The organism is Planomonospora sp. ID67723 (genome assembly GCF_015711605.1).
Taxonomy (GTDB): domain Bacteria; phylum Actinomycetota; class Actinomycetes; order Streptosporangiales; family Streptosporangiaceae; genus Planomonospora_A.
In genome coordinates this window covers 361175-375671 of the sequence record NZ_JABTEZ010000005.1, presented here as the reverse complement: position 1 = coordinate 375671, position 14497 = coordinate 361175, and the positions used below count along the sequence as shown (strand labels likewise).

Genomic DNA, 14497 nt, shown 5'->3' with positions numbered 1-14497 from the left:
AACATTCCCCCCAGCATGTGAACCACGCGTGAAACTTTCATCCCGCGGGCGCGGCCGGGAGATCACCGCAGCTGGGGCAGCACCTTCGCGCCGAAGGCGTCGATGAACGCGTCCTGCTCCTGGCCGACGTGGTGCAGGTAGATCTCCTCGAAGCCCAGCTCGGCGTACTCGTTCAGCCGGGCTGCGTGCCACCCCGGGTCGGAGGAGACGTTGACCACCTCGGCCACCCTGGACGGCGGCACCTCCTCCGACACCGCGTCGAACAGCTCGGCCGTTTCGAGGTCCCAGCAGACGGGCGGGGGGAAGACGTTGCTCCGCCACTGGTCGCAGGCGATCGCCAGAGCCGTCTCGTCGTCCGCGGCCCAGCTCAGGTGGACCTGGAGCGCCAGCCTGCCCCGGCCGCTCGCCTCCCGGTAGGCGCCGGAGATCTCGCGCAGCGTCTCGATCGGCGCGTTCACGGTGATCAGTCCGTCGGCCCACTCCGCGCACCACCGGGCCGTCTCCGCGCTCACCGCCGCGCCGAACAGCTCCGGCGGGTTCTCCGGGCGGGTCCACAGCCGGGCCCGGTCGACGGTCACCAGGCCGTCGTGGCTGACCTCCTCTCCCGCCAGCAGCGCCCGGATGACATCGACGCACTCGCGCAGCCGCGCCGTCCGCACGGCCTTGCGCGGCCAGCGCCCGCCGGTGATGTGCTCGTTGCTCGCCTCCCCGGTGCCCAGCGCGGCCCAGAAGCGGCCGGGGAACATCGCGCCGAGGGTGCCGATCGCCTGGGCGATGATCGCCGGGTGGTAACGCTGGCCGGGGGCGTTGACCACCCCGAACGGCAGCTCCGTGGCCTGCAGCGCCGCGCCCAGCCAGGACCAGGCGAAGCCGGAGTGGCCCTGGCGCGCGCTCCACGGGGAGAAGTGGTCCGAGGACATCGCCGCCGCGAAACCCGCCTGCTCGGCCCGGGTCACCGCCTTCAGCAGCTCGGCCGGGTGGATCTGCTCGTGCGAGGAATGGAAGCCGTAGATCGCCATATCCCGGGGCTACCCGTAGAACGGCTTCCCAGACAGGACGACGCCGGGACGGCGCCGACGGCCCGGGGAGCGCCCTCGACCCGGCCGGGAGGGGAGCCGTTCGGGCGTCGCCCTGCCCGCCCGGGTGCGGAGTCCGGAGCCCGTGCGTCCTCAGGTCGCCTGTCCGTCCTCCAACCGGCCGGAGAGGACGTGCGAGCCGATCACGGCCACCGGACAGCAGGCGTGGTGCAGCACCCCGTGGCTCACCGAGCCGAGTACGAGCCCGGCGAGCGCGCCCCGCCCCCGGGACCCGACCACGACCAGGTCCGCCGCCTCCGAGGCGTCGATGAGCGTCTGCACCGGATGACCGGTCACCACCTGGTGGGCGATGTCGAGCTCCGGGTGGCTCCTCGCGACGGAGCCCACCGCCTCGTCGAGGACGCGGGTCCAGGCGGCCTCGACCTCGCCGAGCTCGATGAGCATCGGGGGCATCATCTCGGCCGCCGGGGTGGCCAGGTTCCACGCCAGGATCACCCGGAGCCGCGCCCCGCGCAGCGACGCCTCGGCGGCGGCGAACCGCAGCGCCCCGGCGCTCGCCGGCGACCCGTCCACCCCGACCACCACCTCGCCGAACGTCTTCTCCGGCTCGACCGGCCCGCGGACCACCACCACCGGGCAGGGCGCCTGGGAGACCACCTTCAGCGCCACGGAGCCGAGCAGCAGGCTGGAGATCCGGCCCGTCCCCCGCGAGGCCACCACGAGCAGCTCCGCCTCCTCCGCCTCGGCGACCATCACCCCGACGGGGTCGCCGGTCACGACGGCGTCCGTGACCACCGCTTCGGGCTCGCGCTCCCGCGCGTGCGCCATGGCCTGGCCGAGGACCTGGCGGCCGTTGTTGAGCAGCCACTGCCGCACCTCCTCGATCCCCGCCTCCGCCGGGGAGTGCAGCCACGCGTAGGCGGCGTGCACCACGCGCAGCGGGAGGCCCCGCCGCACGGCTTCGTGCACCGCCCACTCCACCGCGCGGAGACTGTCCGCGGATCCGTCCACGCCCACCACCACATGTCCCATGGGATGGCCATACCCAGCCGGAAACGCCCCACCCTGCCCGGCGGGGACCGCTGCGCGCGCACGCAATCGGGATGCAACCCGGGTGAAAGCGATCTCCGGTTTCCTGACGGCGTCACAACGGCACGCCGTACTTCTGGGAACGGGGAAGAGCGATGGGGCGCATGGGGAAGCTGGGGCTGGGCATCGGGGGATGCGGGGCCGCCCTGCTCGTGGCGGGGATCACGGGGATGTCCATGTGGCCCTCACCCGTCTGGGCGGTGCCGGCGTTCGCCTCGGGCATGATCGTGATGTTCGCGGGCTCCTTCGCCGCGGCGTGGGCCCTGCACGCCTCGACCCTCAGCCGGACGATGTCCTTCTTCGGCGGGTTCGCCGAGGCCGTGTACGCCGGACAGTCGTTCACCGTGGCGCGGGACACGGCACCCGGAGCGGGGTACGGCAGGACGATGGCCGGGGAACATCTGTCCGCGGCCGATCTGCTCGCCCGGGGCGTGCCGGGCACCGCCCTGGTGCTGGGCACCTTCGGCATGGACGGCATGACCGCCGACAACGGCGACCCGATCGTGGGGTTCGTGCTGCTGGTGACCCCGGCCGACGGGCGCCTGCCGTACGAGGTGCGGCTCGGCCACCGCGTGCCCGCCGCCCACCTGCACCGGACCCTGCCCGGCACGGGTCTCCCCGTCAAGATCGCCGCCGAGGACCCGGAGAAGGTGGCCGTCGACTGGGACGCCTGAGTCCCGCTCCGGCCCGCGCCTCACCCGCCGGATCGCCGGCAAGAGGCGATCCGGCCGTCCCCGTCCTTCCCCGCCGCCGGGTTACCGGGGCTCCGTCCCGGTCATTCCATGTCGTCGGGCGACTGGGCCTCCGACGGCAGCCAGTCGCGCGCCTCGCCGGGGACGGCGTCCCCTTCGGGCTCGGCGTCGGGCGACTGCGAGAGCGGTGACTGCTGCTGCCCCGCGACCGGGAAACCGTCCTCCTGCCTCTCGGGCTCGCCGGGGCCGGTCTGGCCTTGCTGGTTCATCGCGCCTCCTGGTCTCTCAGAGTTCCGGCCTACCCAGCCTGACCGGGGCGATTCACCGGGACATCGCCCGGGGCGGGGATCACTCGCCGGGGATCCGCCACACGCCCGCGCGGATCAGATGGTGCAGCAGGATCAGCTGGGTGATGCGGAGCGGCTCGTTGCGCGAGCCGTCGGGCATGCGGCCCAGGCAGCCGGGCAGCGGCTCGGGCACGCCGAGGTCGTGCCAGATCGCCTTGGCCACCACGTCGGCCTCCAGCGGGTCCGCGTTCCCGTGGATGTGCAGGGCGTCCACCGGGGTGCCGTCGGAGTCGCGCATGAGCGTGAGATGGGCGGCCGAGCTGGTCGCCCCGGAGAGGATCCGGGCGAAGTTCGGGTGCCGGACCGTGGGCCGCAGGAGCAGCGTCACCGACAGAGGCACGCCGGCGCCACCCCCGGCCGGCTCGAAGCGGACCACGATGTCCGCCTCGCGCTGCTGGGGACGGACGAAGGCGGAGGAGTCCGCCTCCCGCCTGGCCAGCTCGGCGAGGACCTGCTCGCGGGTGTAGCCACGCCGCTCCGTGTCCCTGGCGATCTTCCAGGCGTGCCTGACCGGCTCCGGCGGGTCGAGGTAGACGGTCACGTCGAAACAGGCCCTGGCCAGCTTGGTGTGGAGCGGGAGCAGCCCTTCCACGATCACCAGGTCGCGCGGTTCGACCAGGCGGGGCCGTACCAGCGAGCCGTCCCGGTGGTCGTAGACGGGCTTGAGGACCGGCTGGCCCATGGCGAGCAGCTGGAGGTGCTGCTCCATGATCTGGACGTGGTTGCAGGCCGGGTGGAGCGGGGTGAACGGCAGGCCGCACCGCTCCGCCCGGTCGTAGCGGTGGTAGTCGTCGACGCAGACCGAGGTGCTCCGGTCTGCGCCCAGGGCCTCGGTCAGGCCCCGGGTGACGGTCGTCTTCCCCGCCGCGCTGTCGCCGGCGATGGCGAGCATGGCCGGGCGCAGGGGTTCGGCCCGGTGGATCCGCATCAGCTTGTGGGGCACGGGCGGCTCACTTCCGCTGGATTCCGGTGTGTTGAGGCGTCATCCGGACGGTATGTCGGGTTTCCGGGACGGCCTTCCCCCAACTGGGGGATGCTCCGGGGGATCCTTAAATGCCTGCTTTTTCGTACCTTGAACGCATGAGGAGCCCACCCCTCCGGCTGGTGACCGTCGACGACCACCAGATGGTCCACGACGGTCTGCGGGCCATGCTGCAGTCGTACCGGGACCAGGTGCAGATCGTCGGGGAGGCTCACGACTCCGGCGGGGCGATCAGAGCCGTTCTCGACCACGAGCCCGACCTGGTCCTGCTCGACGTACGGCTCCGCGGCGAGAGCGGCCTGGACGCCTGCGCCGGGATCCTGCGTGCCCGGCCGGCCTGCCGCGTGGTCTTCATGACGGTCTACGACGACGAGCAGTACGTCTACCAGGCCCTGCGGCTGGGCGCCTCGGGGTTCCTGCTCAAGGACGTCACCGGGACGGAACTGGTCGCCTCACTGACCAGGATCGCCTCCGGGGAGGTGCTGATCGCGCCGATGCTGGCCGGCCGCATCGCCCTGTCCGCCGCCCGGCTGCACTCCGGCGAGTTCTGGCCGGGGGCCCACCTCGGCCTCACCCAGCGGGAGAGCGAGGTGCTGGCGCTGATGGTGTCCGGCCTGACCAACAAGGGCATCGCCGCCCGCCTGACGCTCAGCGAGGAGACCGTCAAGACCCACACCCGCGGCATCTACCGCAAGCTCGGCGTCGGCGACCGGGTCACCGCGGTGGCCACCGCGCTGCGCGAGGGGGTCTTCCGGTGAGCCGGCTCGGGCTCACCGACCCCGAGCGGGAGGCGCGGCTGCTCTCCCGGATCATCGAGACGATCTCCGCCGGACTCGACCTCGGAGAGATCGTGCAGGGGGTGGCGGCACTGATCACCGAGACGACCGAGACCGACATCTGCTTCGTCCACCTCCTCGACGACACCGGCCGGCGGCTCGTCCTGCGCGGGGCCACCCCGCCCTTCGACGAGCTGTCCGGCCAGATCGAGCTGGACCTCGGCGAGGGGGTGGCCGGCTGGGTCGCGGCCCACGGCAGGCCCGTGGTGATCGACGACGACAAGCTCGCCGATCCCCGTTACAAGTACATCCCCGAGCTGCGGGGCGAGGACTTCACCTCGATGTGCTCGGTCCCGATCGCCGCCCGCCCCGGCCACCTGGTCGGCGTCCTCAACGTGCACACCCGTGTCCACCGGGTGTTCACCTATGCCGATGTGGAGCTCCTGCACTCCGTGGGCGGCCTGATCGCCGGGACCATCGAGAACGCCCGCCTCCACGGCCTCCTCGCCGAGCGGGAGGAGGCCATGGAGCGCTTCGCCGAACGCGTCGTCCTCGCCCAGGAGGCCGAGCGCCGCCGTCTCGCAGGAGAGATCCACGACGGCATCAGCCAGCGCATCGTCAGCCTCTCCTACCACCTGTCGGCCGCCCTCGACGCGCTCGCGCCGGAGACCCCGCCGCCCGGCGGCGGCCGTACCGTCACGGACCTGCGGGTGGCGGCGGAGCAGATCGGGCGGGCGCGGGCGCTGGCCGACGACGCGCTCCGCGAGACCAGGTCCGCGATCGAGGGCCTCCGTCCCCCCGTGCTCGACGACCTCGGCCTGCCCGCCAGCCTGGCCAGCCTGGCCAGGTCGTTCCCGTCGCTGGCGGTCGAGGCCGACCTCGTCCCGCTCCGGCTGCCCGGGCACGTGGAGACCGCGATCTACCGGGTGGCCCAGGAGGCGCTGTCCAACGTGGCCAAGCACTCCGGCGCCGGATCCGCCCTGATCAGCCTGGCGGTGCGGAGCGGCAACGTCGAGCTGGAGATAGAGGACGACGGGGTCGGCTTCGACCCCTCCCGCCTGGCCGAGCGCCCCGCTCCCACCGGTTACGGCCTGGGCGGCATGCGCGAGCGCGCGGAGCTGCTGGGCGGACGCCTGGAGGTGCACAGCCGCCGGGGCGCCGGGACCCTGCTGCGGGTCGTCATCCCGGTCCGGGACCTCGCCTAGTGTCCCGGGTCCCGTGACCGGCCTGCGGATCCGGTCGTTGCCGCCACTGCGGGCTCAGCCGCAGGACGTGCTCCACCAGGAGCCGCGGGGTGGCCGGGAGCGGTCCGCGGTGGGCGAGCAGATGCCAGTCGCGGCGCATCGGGGTCAGCGGTGTGGGGATCTCCACCATGCCCTCGGTCATGGCGTCCCGGGACAGCAGTGTGACGCCGAGACCGGCCTTGACGGACTCTCGCACGGCGACGTTGGAGCCGATGGTGAGGGTGCGCGGAGTGATGCCGAGGCCTTCCAGCAGCGCCTCGGTGGTGGCCCGGGTACCGGAGCCGGGCTCGCGCAGCAGCCAGGTCTGGCAGCCCAGCCAGGTCACGGCGTCGGCGGGGGCGGGGGCGGGAGTGGAGGCGGCAAGGCCCGAGCGCGCGGCGGATCCGGCGGGGTCCGCGCGGTCGGCCGGGTCGTCGCAGCCGCTCACCGCGCTCCCGGCCGCGACGACCGCCAGCTCGTTGCGCCGTACGGCCAGCACCCGGAACGGCCCGGACGCCGGAGGACGCCCGCCCACGACCAGGTCGGCCTCGTGACCGGCCAGCATCGCGTGCACCCGCTCCCGGTTGCCCACCTCGAGGATGATCCCCACACCCGGATGCCGGTTCCGGAATCCGGCCAGCAGCGGGGGGAGCAGTTCCTCCCCCGCCGTGGTCACGGCCGCCACCCTGACCTGCCCGCGCTCCGGGTCGGCCTCGCCGGCGGCGGCCGTACGGGCCTCCTCCAGCAGGCCGAGCACGCGCCGTACGTACTCTGCGTACACCTCCCCGGCCTCGGTGAGCCGCAGTCCCCGGCCCGCAGGCCGTACCAGCCGCAGGCCGAGGGAACGCTGCAGGGCGACGAGCGCGGCGGAGACCGCCGACTGGGTGACGTACAGCCGCTCGGCGGCGGCCCGCACCGAGCCGGTCTCGGCCACCGCGAGGAAGGTGCGCAGCTGGGTGAGCGTCAAGCGTTTCCTTGAGAGTCGTCGGCGGATTCTCCATAGACGCTTTCACGGAATCCGCACACCGTGAAGGCATGGCACACAACCGTTTGAGCACCGGAGTCGTCCCCTACGCCGCCCTCGGCTACTACGACCCGGACTACGTCCCGAAGGACACCGACGTGCTGGCGGCGTTCCGGATCGTCCCGCAGCCGGGCGTCACCCCCGAGGAGGCCGCCGCGGCGGTCGCGGGCGAGTCGTCCACCGCCACGTGGACGGTGGTGTGGACCGACCGGCTGACCGACTACCGGCACTACCAGGCCAAGGCGTACCGGGTGGACCGGGTGCGCGAGGACGAGTCCGGCGGATACGGCGAGTACATGGCCTACGTCGCCTACGACATCGACCTGTTCGAGGAGGGCTCGATCCCCAACCTCGCCTCCTCGATCATCGGCAACGTCTTCGGCTTCAAGGCGGTCAGGTCGCTGCGCCTGGAGGACATGCGGCTCCCGCTCGCCTACGTGAAGACCTTCCAGGGCCCGCCGCACGGCATCGTGATGGAGCGGGAGCTGCTCGGCAAGTACGGCAGGCCGCTGCTCGGCGCGACGGTCAAGCCCAAGCTGGGCCTGTCGGCGCGCAACTACGGCAAGGTCGTCCACGAGGCGCTCCGCGGCGGGCTGGACTTCACCAAGGACGACGAGAACGTCAACTCCCAGCCGTTCATGCGCTGGCGGGACCGGTTCCTGTTCGTGAGCGAGGCCGTGCGCAGGGCCGAGGAGCGCACCGGCGAGATCAAGGGCCACTACCTGAACTGCACCGCGGCGACGATGGAGGAGATGTACGAGCGGGCCGAGACCGCCAGGGAGCTCGGCAGCCCGATCATCATGATCGACCTGACCGTGGGGTTCACCGCGATGGGCTCGATGGCGCGGTGGGCCCGCGACAACGGCGTCCTGCTCCACCTGCACCGGGCCGGGCACTCGACCTACACGCGGCAGAAGGACCACGGCGTGAACTTCCGGGTGATCGCCAAGTGGTGCCGCCTGCTCGGCGTCGACCACATCCACGCCGGGACCGTGGTCGGCAAGCTCGAAGGGGACGCCTCGGCCGTACGCGGCTACTACACCACCTGCCGGGCCTCCGCCCACGGGACCGGCGACGGCCTGCTGTTCGAGCAGGACTACGGCTCGATGCCCGGCGTGATGCCGGTCGCCTCCGGCGGCATCCACGCCGGGCAGATGCACGAGCTCGTCCACCACCTCGGGGAGGACGTGATCCTGCAGTTCGGCGGGGGCACCTTCGGCCACCCGCAGGGCATCGCCGCCGGGGCCACCGGCAACCGGGTGGCGCTGGAGGCCGTGGTCAAGGCACGCAACGAGGGCCGCGACCTGGCCGCCGAGGGCCCGGACATCCTGCGGGCCGCCGCCAAGCACTCCCCCGAGCTGGCGGCCGCCCTCGACACCTGGGGAGAGGTCGAGTTCGCCTACGCCTCCACCGACGTCCCCGACGCCGAGCCCGCGCGATGACCCCACCGCGCCGAGCCCGCGCGATGACCCCACCGCGCCGAGCCCGCGCGACCGCCCCGCCCGCCCCTGTCGACGAGGAGCCCGTCCGATGAGGATCACCCAGGGAGCCTTCTCCTACCTTCCCGACCTGACCGACGCCGAGATCGCCGCCCAGCTCGCCTACGCCCTGGGCCGGGGGTTCTCGGTGGCGGTCGAGCACACCGGCGATCCCGGCCCGCGCAACATCTTCTGGGAGATGTACGGCATGCCGATGTTCGACCTCGACGACCCGGAGCACGCGCTCTCGAAGGTCCTCGCCTGCCGCGCCGAGAACCCCGCCGACCACATTAGGGTCACGGCCTATGACTCCCGTCTGGGCCGCCAGAGCACCGCGCTCAGCTTCATCGTGCACCGGGGCCGGGCCTGAGAAGGTGACACAGGTCACATCCGTGACCGTGAAAGCGAATCGGCGGATCGGGTGATAACAGACGACCGCCGATTCGCTTTCGAAAGGGTGCAGATGACGGGGAGACCATCGTGACCGCGCCGCCCCGGGCCGTCCGGCCCGAGGAGGAGGCCGGGGCAGGCCCGCTCTCCCTCGACGATCCCGAGTCGTTCGGCGCGGTCTTCGACGCCTGCTTCGCGGAGATCCACCGCTACGTCGCCCAGCGGCTCGGCACCGACCACGCCGAAGACGTCGTCGCAGAGACGTTCCTCACCGCGTTCCGGAAGCGGGCCTCCTACGACCCGTCCCGGGCCGGCGTGCGGGCGTGGCTGTACGGCATCGCCACCAACCTCGTCGGCAGGCACCGCCGCCTGGAGGTCCGCACGCTGCGCGCGCTCGGGCGCTACGGCCCGGACGCCGACGCCCCCGCCCACGACGAGCGCGTCGCCGTGCGGGTCAGCGCGCAGAGCCTGCGACCGGAGCTCGCGGCGGCGGTGGCCGGGCTCGACCGGCGCGACCGGGACGTCCTGCTGCTGGTCGCCCTGGCCGGGCTGAGCCACGAGGAGATCGCCGCCGTCCTGGACATCCCGTACGGGACCGTCGGGTCCCGGCTGAGCCGGGCCAGGAGGAAGCTGCGCGCCGCGCTCGGCGGCAACCCGATGCTCGATCCCGAGGAGGCCGGCCGTGGATGAGCTGGAGACGCTCCGCGAACTGTACGGCGAGCCGCAGGCCGACCCGTTCCTCAAGGCCAGGACGCGCGGCCGGGTGGAGGCCGGGATCCGTGAGCATCTGGAGGCCGGGGCCCGCGGGCGCCGGGGGGCCGGTCCCCGCCGGCGCACGGGAACCGGGCCGGGGCGGCGGCTGCCGTGGGCGCCGGCCGTGGCCGGGCTCGCCGCCGCGGCGGTGGTGGCGGCCATGACCGTGGTCGCGGGGACGACCGCCGGGGAACGGGCAGGACCGGGCCGGATCTCGACGGTCTCCGGACGGTCGGTCCTGCTGGCGGCGGCGACCACCGCCGCCTCCGAACCCGCGGCGACCGGCGCGTACTGGCGGGTCAGGAAGCTGCACCGGCAACCGCACCCGGAGCTGCTCGGGCGGGGAGAGAACCGCTACCGGCTGGTGGAGTCGCGGATCACCGAGCAGTGGGTCGCCAGGGACGGCCGGGTCTGGTCCGGCTCCCGGGCGCTGGGGGCGCACCCGGCGGGCAAGGCCGACGAGGACGCCTGGCGGCGCGACGGCTCGCCCGCCGAGTGGTCGAGCCGGGGATACGTGCTGTCCGCCTCTCCGGAGAAGGGGCGGATCAAGGCCGCCGCCAAGGTGCCGTTCAGCATGGCCGGCCGCGCGATGACCTTCGAGCAGATCCAGGGGCTGCCGGCCGACGCCGCCGCGCTGAGGGACTGGGTGAGCCGGGCGGTGCGGGAGGAGGCGGCGGCCGGCGCCCTCACGGGCACGAGGGAGGCGGGAACCGGGACCGGGGCGGACGGCGGAGGCGCGGGGAACGGCGCCGCGAGCGGCCCGCTCGACGGCCCGCTCGACGGCCCACTCGACGGCCCACTCGACGGCATCGTCGCCGACGCGCTCAGCGGCCTGCTGTGGAGCAAGCCGTCACCGCCGGCCGTACGGGCGGCCGCCTACCGGGCGCTGGCGGAGCTGCCGAACGTCCGCTACCTGGGTGAGGCCACGGACGAACGGGGCCGCAGGGGTGCCGCGTTCTCCTTCACCCTGCGGACCGCCCCGGTCCCCGTCCAGCGGACGCTGATCATCGATCCCGGCGACTCGCAGGTGCTCTCCTCCGCCGTCACGGGCCCGCCCGGATCGGGAGGCGACCGGGTGGAGCTGGTGCTCGAGGCGGGCTGGACCGACGAGGAGCCGGCCGCGCCCGGCCTTCCGTGACCCGCTCGCGGCCGGGCCTGCGTAACCCGGCCGCGCTGCGGACCCCGGCCGAGCCCGGGGTCTGAGGCGGCCCGGCCGCCCTCCCGATCCCTCCGGCCGCCACCGTCCGCGTTCGCAACGGCACCCGGAGTCATCGCACCGGCGTTGCGGGCACCGCGCGACATGCCGCCCGGCCCGCGCCGGCGACCCGTCCCACCGGCCCGTTCACCCCTCCGCGAGCGCACAGGGGCCGCTCGCGCGACGTATTGGAGCAAGCACTTGTCCGACTACCTGGGCACGGCACCGGGCCCGATCGCGCACCGGCCCGCCCTGCCGGCCTTCGCCCGCAGGCTCCCTGTCCCGTCTCTCCTGCGGCGGCTGGCCTCGTCGGCCTTCCCGCGGCGGCCCGCCGCAGCGGACCTCCCGGCGGGTGACGGCCCGGCCGTCTGCGCCGCCGGAGGCTTCCCCTCGGTCAAGGTCTCCGAGGTCGCCCTGGGGCGGGTCACGTTCGCCGGTCTGCCCGCCGTCGAGCTCGGCACGGGGAGGATCGACTGGCGCCTCGATCCGCACCGGAGCCGTTCCTGGTCGCTGAACCTGCACGCGCTGCGCTGGATGGGGAGCCTGGTCGTGGAGTACGAGCGCTCGGGAGACCGCGAGCTCCTCGACCGCGCCGCCGTGATCGCCGAGGACTGGGTGCGGGCGAACCCCCGGGGCGGGATCGGGGTCAGCCCGTGGGCCTGGGCCGAGCACCCGGTCGCACTGCGCGGCCCCGCACTGGTCTGCCTCAGCGCGCACGTGCGGGCCTCCTGGCTGCGCCGGAGCCTGGCCGAGCACGGTGCGGTCCTGGCCGATCCGGCGCTCTACCGCCAGGGCCACAACCATGGACTGGACCAGGACATCGCGCTCCTGACGATCGGCCGCCGTCTGGGCCACGCCCCCTGGCAGGAGCTGGCCGTCCGGCGGATGACCGCCTCGGCGCGGCTCGCCGTCGACGCGCAGGGCGTGCTGCACGAGCAGGCGCCGCGCTACGGCGTCTACGTCCACCGGCGGCTGGGGGTGGCGCTGGAGACGATCGAGCGGTGCGGGATCGAGGTCCCGCCCGACCTGGTCGCGCGGCGCAGGTCGCTGGAGTCCTACGTCGGCCACGCCACCCAGCCCGACGGGTGCCTGGTGCCGATCGGTGACGGCCCGGCCGGCGTGCGCCCGGCGGGCTTCCCGTCCCAGCCGGACACGGTGAAGGTGTTCGACGCCGGCTACGTCTTCGGCAGGACCGCGTGGGACGACCCGGGCTCGGCGTACTACTCCATCAGGTTCGGCCCCGGGCGCACGCTCCACGGCCACGAGGACCACCTGGGCGTCACCTACCACGCCCGCGGCCGCGACATCCTCGTCGAGGCGGGCTTCCACTCCTACGAGCGCACGCCGTACCGGCGCTGGACGATCTCCCCCGAGGCGCACAACGTCCCGGTCGTGGTGGACGCGGCGTTCCGGGAGGGTACGGCGACGCGCCTGGTGAGCGCGTCCACCGGCGCACGGCGACAGTGCTTCCGGCTCACCGACGACGCGTACGGCGTCCGCCGCACCCGCTCGGTCCTGGTCAACCACGGCGCCGACCTGATGGCCGTGCTGGACGAGGTCCCGGCCGGGTCGGCGCTGCGCAGCCTCTGGCACTTCGGCCCGTCGCTCGCCGTGGTCTCCGAACGCGACGGCGGGGTGGTGCTCGCGGACGGGAAGGAGCGGGTGACGCTGGTCCAGCTCTCCCCGGACTCGGGCCTGCCGCTCGACGGCCAGGAGGTGGGGTTCCAGGAGATCGCGACCGGCCATCTCCGGACGGCGCGGTCGGCGACGGTCCTCTCCCCCGCGGCCGCCTCCGTGCTCACTTTGATCGTCCCGGGCAGCGGCGACCCGGAGGTCACCTGCTCCGGCGGCCGGGTGACCGTCCGCACCCCCGGCGGGCCGGTCTCCTTCCCGCTCTCCCTCGACCGGTAGGCGCACGGAGCGTCCTCTCCCCGATGGATGCCTCCGCTCCGGCGCCCCCGGTCCGATCGCCGCGTCAGTCCCTGCCCTGCCAGGTCGTGATGCAGGCCTCGTTGCCCTCGGCGTCGGCGAGCACCCAGAAGGCCGGGGCGGCCGCCTCCGACAGCAGCACGCCGCCGGCGGTCAGCGCGGCCTCGATGCGGGCGGCCGCCTCGTCGTGCGGGACGGAGACGTCCAGGTGGATGCGGTTGCGCTGCGGGCGCGCCGCGTCCATCTGCTGGAACCAGATCGCCGGGCCCTGGCCGAGGGGGTCGACGATGGCGTCCTCGGGACCCGAGGCGCCGGGCTCGTCGCCGTATCCCATGACCGCCCTCCAGAAGGGGCGGATCCGGGCGATGTCGAGCGCGTCGATCGCGATCTCGATGAGCTGGACCGCCCGCGGCCCCGCCGACCCGGCGCCCCCGGGGCCGAGCCGGAGGCCGAGGGCCGCCACGGCCGCGGAGATCCGCCGGGCGAGCTCCAGCTCGCGCGGGGTCACGCGCGCCAGGGCGAGGGACTGCACGTTGAGGGCGAGCAGGTCCGCGCGCACGTCCATCCGGAGGCTGTCGTCCGCGTCGCCACCGGCCGCCTCCACCAGGCGCGCAGCGACCTCGACCGCCTGCGCCAGCGAGCCCACCGGCACCGTCGTGAGGATGGAACCCAGGACGTACCGCCACCCCAGATCCCCGACCGCCTCGGAGATCTCCTGCCTGCTCAGCCGCCCGGCCGTGTCATCGGTCATGAAGGCATGATCGCAGAGACCCCGGGAACCGCCGTCCCCCCGGTACGGCCTGCCGGCCCCGTCGCACCGCGCCCTTTCCCGGAGCCACCGGCGGGATCTGCTTGCGGACGGTGTCCGGAGTACGGCCGGAGCATCGGCCGGGTGAAGGGACGAGGAATCTTTACGCACCCCCGGTTGATTTTCCGTCACCAATCACTCGAAAATAAATAAAGGGATTACAAAAACGATCGAGGAGGTCACGAGGAGACCTGCGAAATCACACCGGGGAGGCACCCGTAGTGAGCTTCTTCACGAAGAAAGTCGTCGAAAACAGACTCGTCGCGACCGCCCTGGGCGCCGCCGTCGCCGCGTCACTGCCTCTTTCCGCGCCGAGCGCCCCGGCGTCCGCCACCTCCCAGGCGCCCAGGAGCGTGTGCGGTCCAGGGTTCAAGAAGGTCGAGGAGAGAGAAATCAAAGACTACGGCAGAGCCGAGGAGGTCGTAGGGAGAGTCCACCTGTTCTACAGCAGGACCGCCGATCGGTACTGCGCGGTGACCATCAAGTCGGCCACACCGGGCAAACGCGCCAAGATGGAGGTCGGACTCGGAACGAGAGCCCGCAGCCAGATCAACCTGAAGAAGATGAGCAGCGGGAAATACAAGAGCTACATAGGCCCCATAACGGAGAGGCTGAAGACGGAGCCGGAGATGAGGTGCGTTCACTTCTACGGGATGATCCAAATCCCCGGCCGGGATCCCGTCGTGGCCGAGGGCAAGTACATCCGCTGCCCTGGAGGAGGATCGCCCGGCCGTCGCATCGTGGGCGTGAAGGCCCGCGGACGCTAGAGATCCC

The 14497-nt window shown here is 73.2% G+C and carries 15 protein-coding genes; 9 read left to right on the top strand and 6 right to left on the bottom strand.

Translation table 11 applies throughout. The features are described from left to right. Positions 1–62: 62 nt before the first annotated feature. Both HS041_RS32585 and HS041_RS32580 read right to left on the bottom strand, forming a co-directional pair. On the bottom strand, positions 63–1019 hold the full coding sequence (locus HS041_RS32585; RefSeq protein WP_196444694.1) for a TIGR03885 family FMN-dependent LLM class oxidoreductase: 957 nt from the start codon (positions 1017–1019) through the stop codon (positions 63–65). 150 nt (positions 1020–1169) lie between these two features. Beyond that, the gene (locus tag HS041_RS32580) at positions 1170–2069 is read right to left on the bottom strand and encodes a universal stress protein (RefSeq protein WP_196444693.1); all 900 of its coding nucleotides are present in this window, start codon (positions 2067–2069) and stop codon (positions 1170–1172) included. A 152-nt stretch (positions 2070–2221) separates the two neighbouring features. On the opposite strand from HS041_RS32580, the gene HS041_RS32575 reads away from it, so the two are divergent. After that, entirely contained in the window at positions 2222–2800 is a 579-nt protein-coding gene (locus HS041_RS32575) for a hypothetical protein (protein ID WP_196444692.1), read from the top strand. Between the two features lie 101 nt (positions 2801–2901). Here HS041_RS32575 and HS041_RS32570 read toward each other — a convergent pair whose 3' ends face one another. Together HS041_RS32570 and HS041_RS32565 are read right to left on the bottom strand one after the other, a co-directional pair. Beyond that, positions 2902–3087, bottom strand: a complete 186-nt coding sequence (locus HS041_RS32570; RefSeq protein WP_196444691.1) for a hypothetical protein — start codon at positions 3085–3087, stop codon at positions 2902–2904. 79 nt (positions 3088–3166) lie between these two features. Continuing rightward, a complete protein-coding gene (locus HS041_RS32565; protein WP_307845552.1) occupies positions 3167–4108 on the bottom strand; it encodes a phosphoribulokinase in 942 nt (313 codons plus the stop codon). A gap of 137 nt (positions 4109–4245) precedes the next feature. Here HS041_RS32565 and HS041_RS32560 point away from each other — a divergent pair, with 137 nt between their 5' ends. Together HS041_RS32560 and HS041_RS32555 are read left to right on the top strand one after the other, a co-directional pair. Next, entirely contained in the window at positions 4246–4905 is a 660-nt protein-coding gene (locus HS041_RS32560) for a response regulator (RefSeq protein ID WP_196444690.1), read from the top strand. After that, positions 4902–6128, top strand: a complete 1227-nt coding sequence (locus HS041_RS32555) for a GAF domain-containing sensor histidine kinase (protein ID WP_196444689.1) — start codon at positions 4902–4904, stop codon at positions 6126–6128. Before HS041_RS32560 ends, HS041_RS32555 begins: the two co-directional genes overlap by 4 nt. Here the strand turns inward: HS041_RS32555 and HS041_RS32550 are convergent. Beyond that, entirely contained in the window at positions 6103–7113 is a 1011-nt protein-coding gene (locus HS041_RS32550; RefSeq protein WP_196444688.1) for a LysR family transcriptional regulator, read from the bottom strand. The genes HS041_RS32555 and HS041_RS32550 overlap by 26 nt on opposite strands. Before the next feature lie 68 nt (positions 7114–7181). Here HS041_RS32550 and HS041_RS32545 point away from each other — a divergent pair, with 68 nt between their 5' ends. The 5 genes from HS041_RS32545 to HS041_RS32525 all read left to right on the top strand — a co-directional run bounded on the left by HS041_RS32545 (position 7182) and on the right by HS041_RS32525 (position 12897). Then, the gene (locus HS041_RS32545) at positions 7182–8612 is read left to right on the top strand and encodes a ribulose-bisphosphate carboxylase large subunit (protein ID WP_196444687.1); all 1431 of its coding nucleotides are present in this window, start codon (positions 7182–7184) and stop codon (positions 8610–8612) included. 88 nt (positions 8613–8700) lie between these two features. Beyond that, positions 8701–9018, top strand: a complete 318-nt coding sequence (locus tag HS041_RS32540; RefSeq protein WP_196444686.1) for a RuBisCO small subunit-like domain-containing protein — start codon at positions 8701–8703, stop codon at positions 9016–9018. Positions 9019–9128: 110 nt separating this feature from the next. Further along, positions 9129–9728: an RNA polymerase sigma factor gene (locus HS041_RS32535; RefSeq protein ID WP_196444685.1), complete on the top strand. Its 600-nt coding sequence runs from the start codon at positions 9129–9131 to the stop codon at positions 9726–9728. After that, positions 9721–10929 (top strand): hypothetical protein, encoded by a 1209-nt coding sequence (locus tag HS041_RS32530; RefSeq protein ID WP_196444684.1) that lies wholly within the window; start codon positions 9721–9723, stop codon positions 10927–10929. The genes HS041_RS32535 and HS041_RS32530 overlap by 8 nt, the downstream gene beginning before the upstream one ends. A 258-nt stretch (positions 10930–11187) precedes the next feature. Then, complete coding sequence (locus tag HS041_RS32525) at positions 11188–12897, top strand: heparinase II/III domain-containing protein (protein WP_230880060.1); 1710 nt, start codon at positions 11188–11190, stop codon at positions 12895–12897. A gap of 64 nt (positions 12898–12961) precedes the next feature. On the opposite strand, the gene HS041_RS32520 is transcribed toward HS041_RS32525, so the two are convergent. After that, positions 12962–13666 carry a VOC family protein gene (locus HS041_RS32520; RefSeq protein WP_196444683.1) on the bottom strand — a complete coding sequence of 235 codons (705 nt, stop codon included), beginning with the start codon at positions 13664–13666 and terminating at the stop codon, positions 12962–12964. Positions 13667–13944: 278 nt separating this feature from the next. On the opposite strand from HS041_RS32520, the gene HS041_RS32515 reads away from it, so the two are divergent. Continuing rightward, positions 13945–14490, top strand: coding sequence for a hypothetical protein (locus tag HS041_RS32515; protein WP_196444682.1), 546 nt, complete (start codon positions 13945–13947; stop codon positions 14488–14490). Positions 14491–14497: the final 7 nt, after the last annotated feature.

What these genes read in the sequence shown, in the direction of transcription:
- HS041_RS32585 (WP_196444694.1), bottom strand. Translation starts at nt 1,019, where the DNA reads ATGGCGATCTACGGCTTCCATTCCTCGCACGAGCAGATCCACCCGGCC.
- HS041_RS32580 (WP_196444693.1), bottom strand. Translation starts at nt 2,069, where the DNA reads ATGGGACATGTGGTGGTGGGCGTGGACGGATCCGCGGACAGTCTCCGC.
- HS041_RS32575 (WP_196444692.1), top strand. Translation starts at nt 2,222, where the DNA reads ATGGGGCGCATGGGGAAGCTGGGGCTGGGCATCGGGGGATGCGGGGCC.
- HS041_RS32570 (WP_196444691.1), bottom strand. Translation starts at nt 3,087, where the DNA reads ATGAACCAGCAAGGCCAGACCGGCCCCGGCGAGCCCGAGAGGCAGGAG.
- HS041_RS32560 (WP_196444690.1), top strand. Translation starts at nt 4,246, where the DNA reads ATGAGGAGCCCACCCCTCCGGCTGGTGACCGTCGACGACCACCAGATG.
- HS041_RS32545 (WP_196444687.1), top strand. Translation starts at nt 7,182, where the DNA reads ATGGCACACAACCGTTTGAGCACCGGAGTCGTCCCCTACGCCGCCCTC.
- HS041_RS32540 (WP_196444686.1), top strand. Translation starts at nt 8,701, where the DNA reads ATGAGGATCACCCAGGGAGCCTTCTCCTACCTTCCCGACCTGACCGAC.
- HS041_RS32520 (WP_196444683.1), bottom strand. Translation starts at nt 13,666, where the DNA reads ATGACCGATGACACGGCCGGGCGGCTGAGCAGGCAGGAGATCTCCGAG.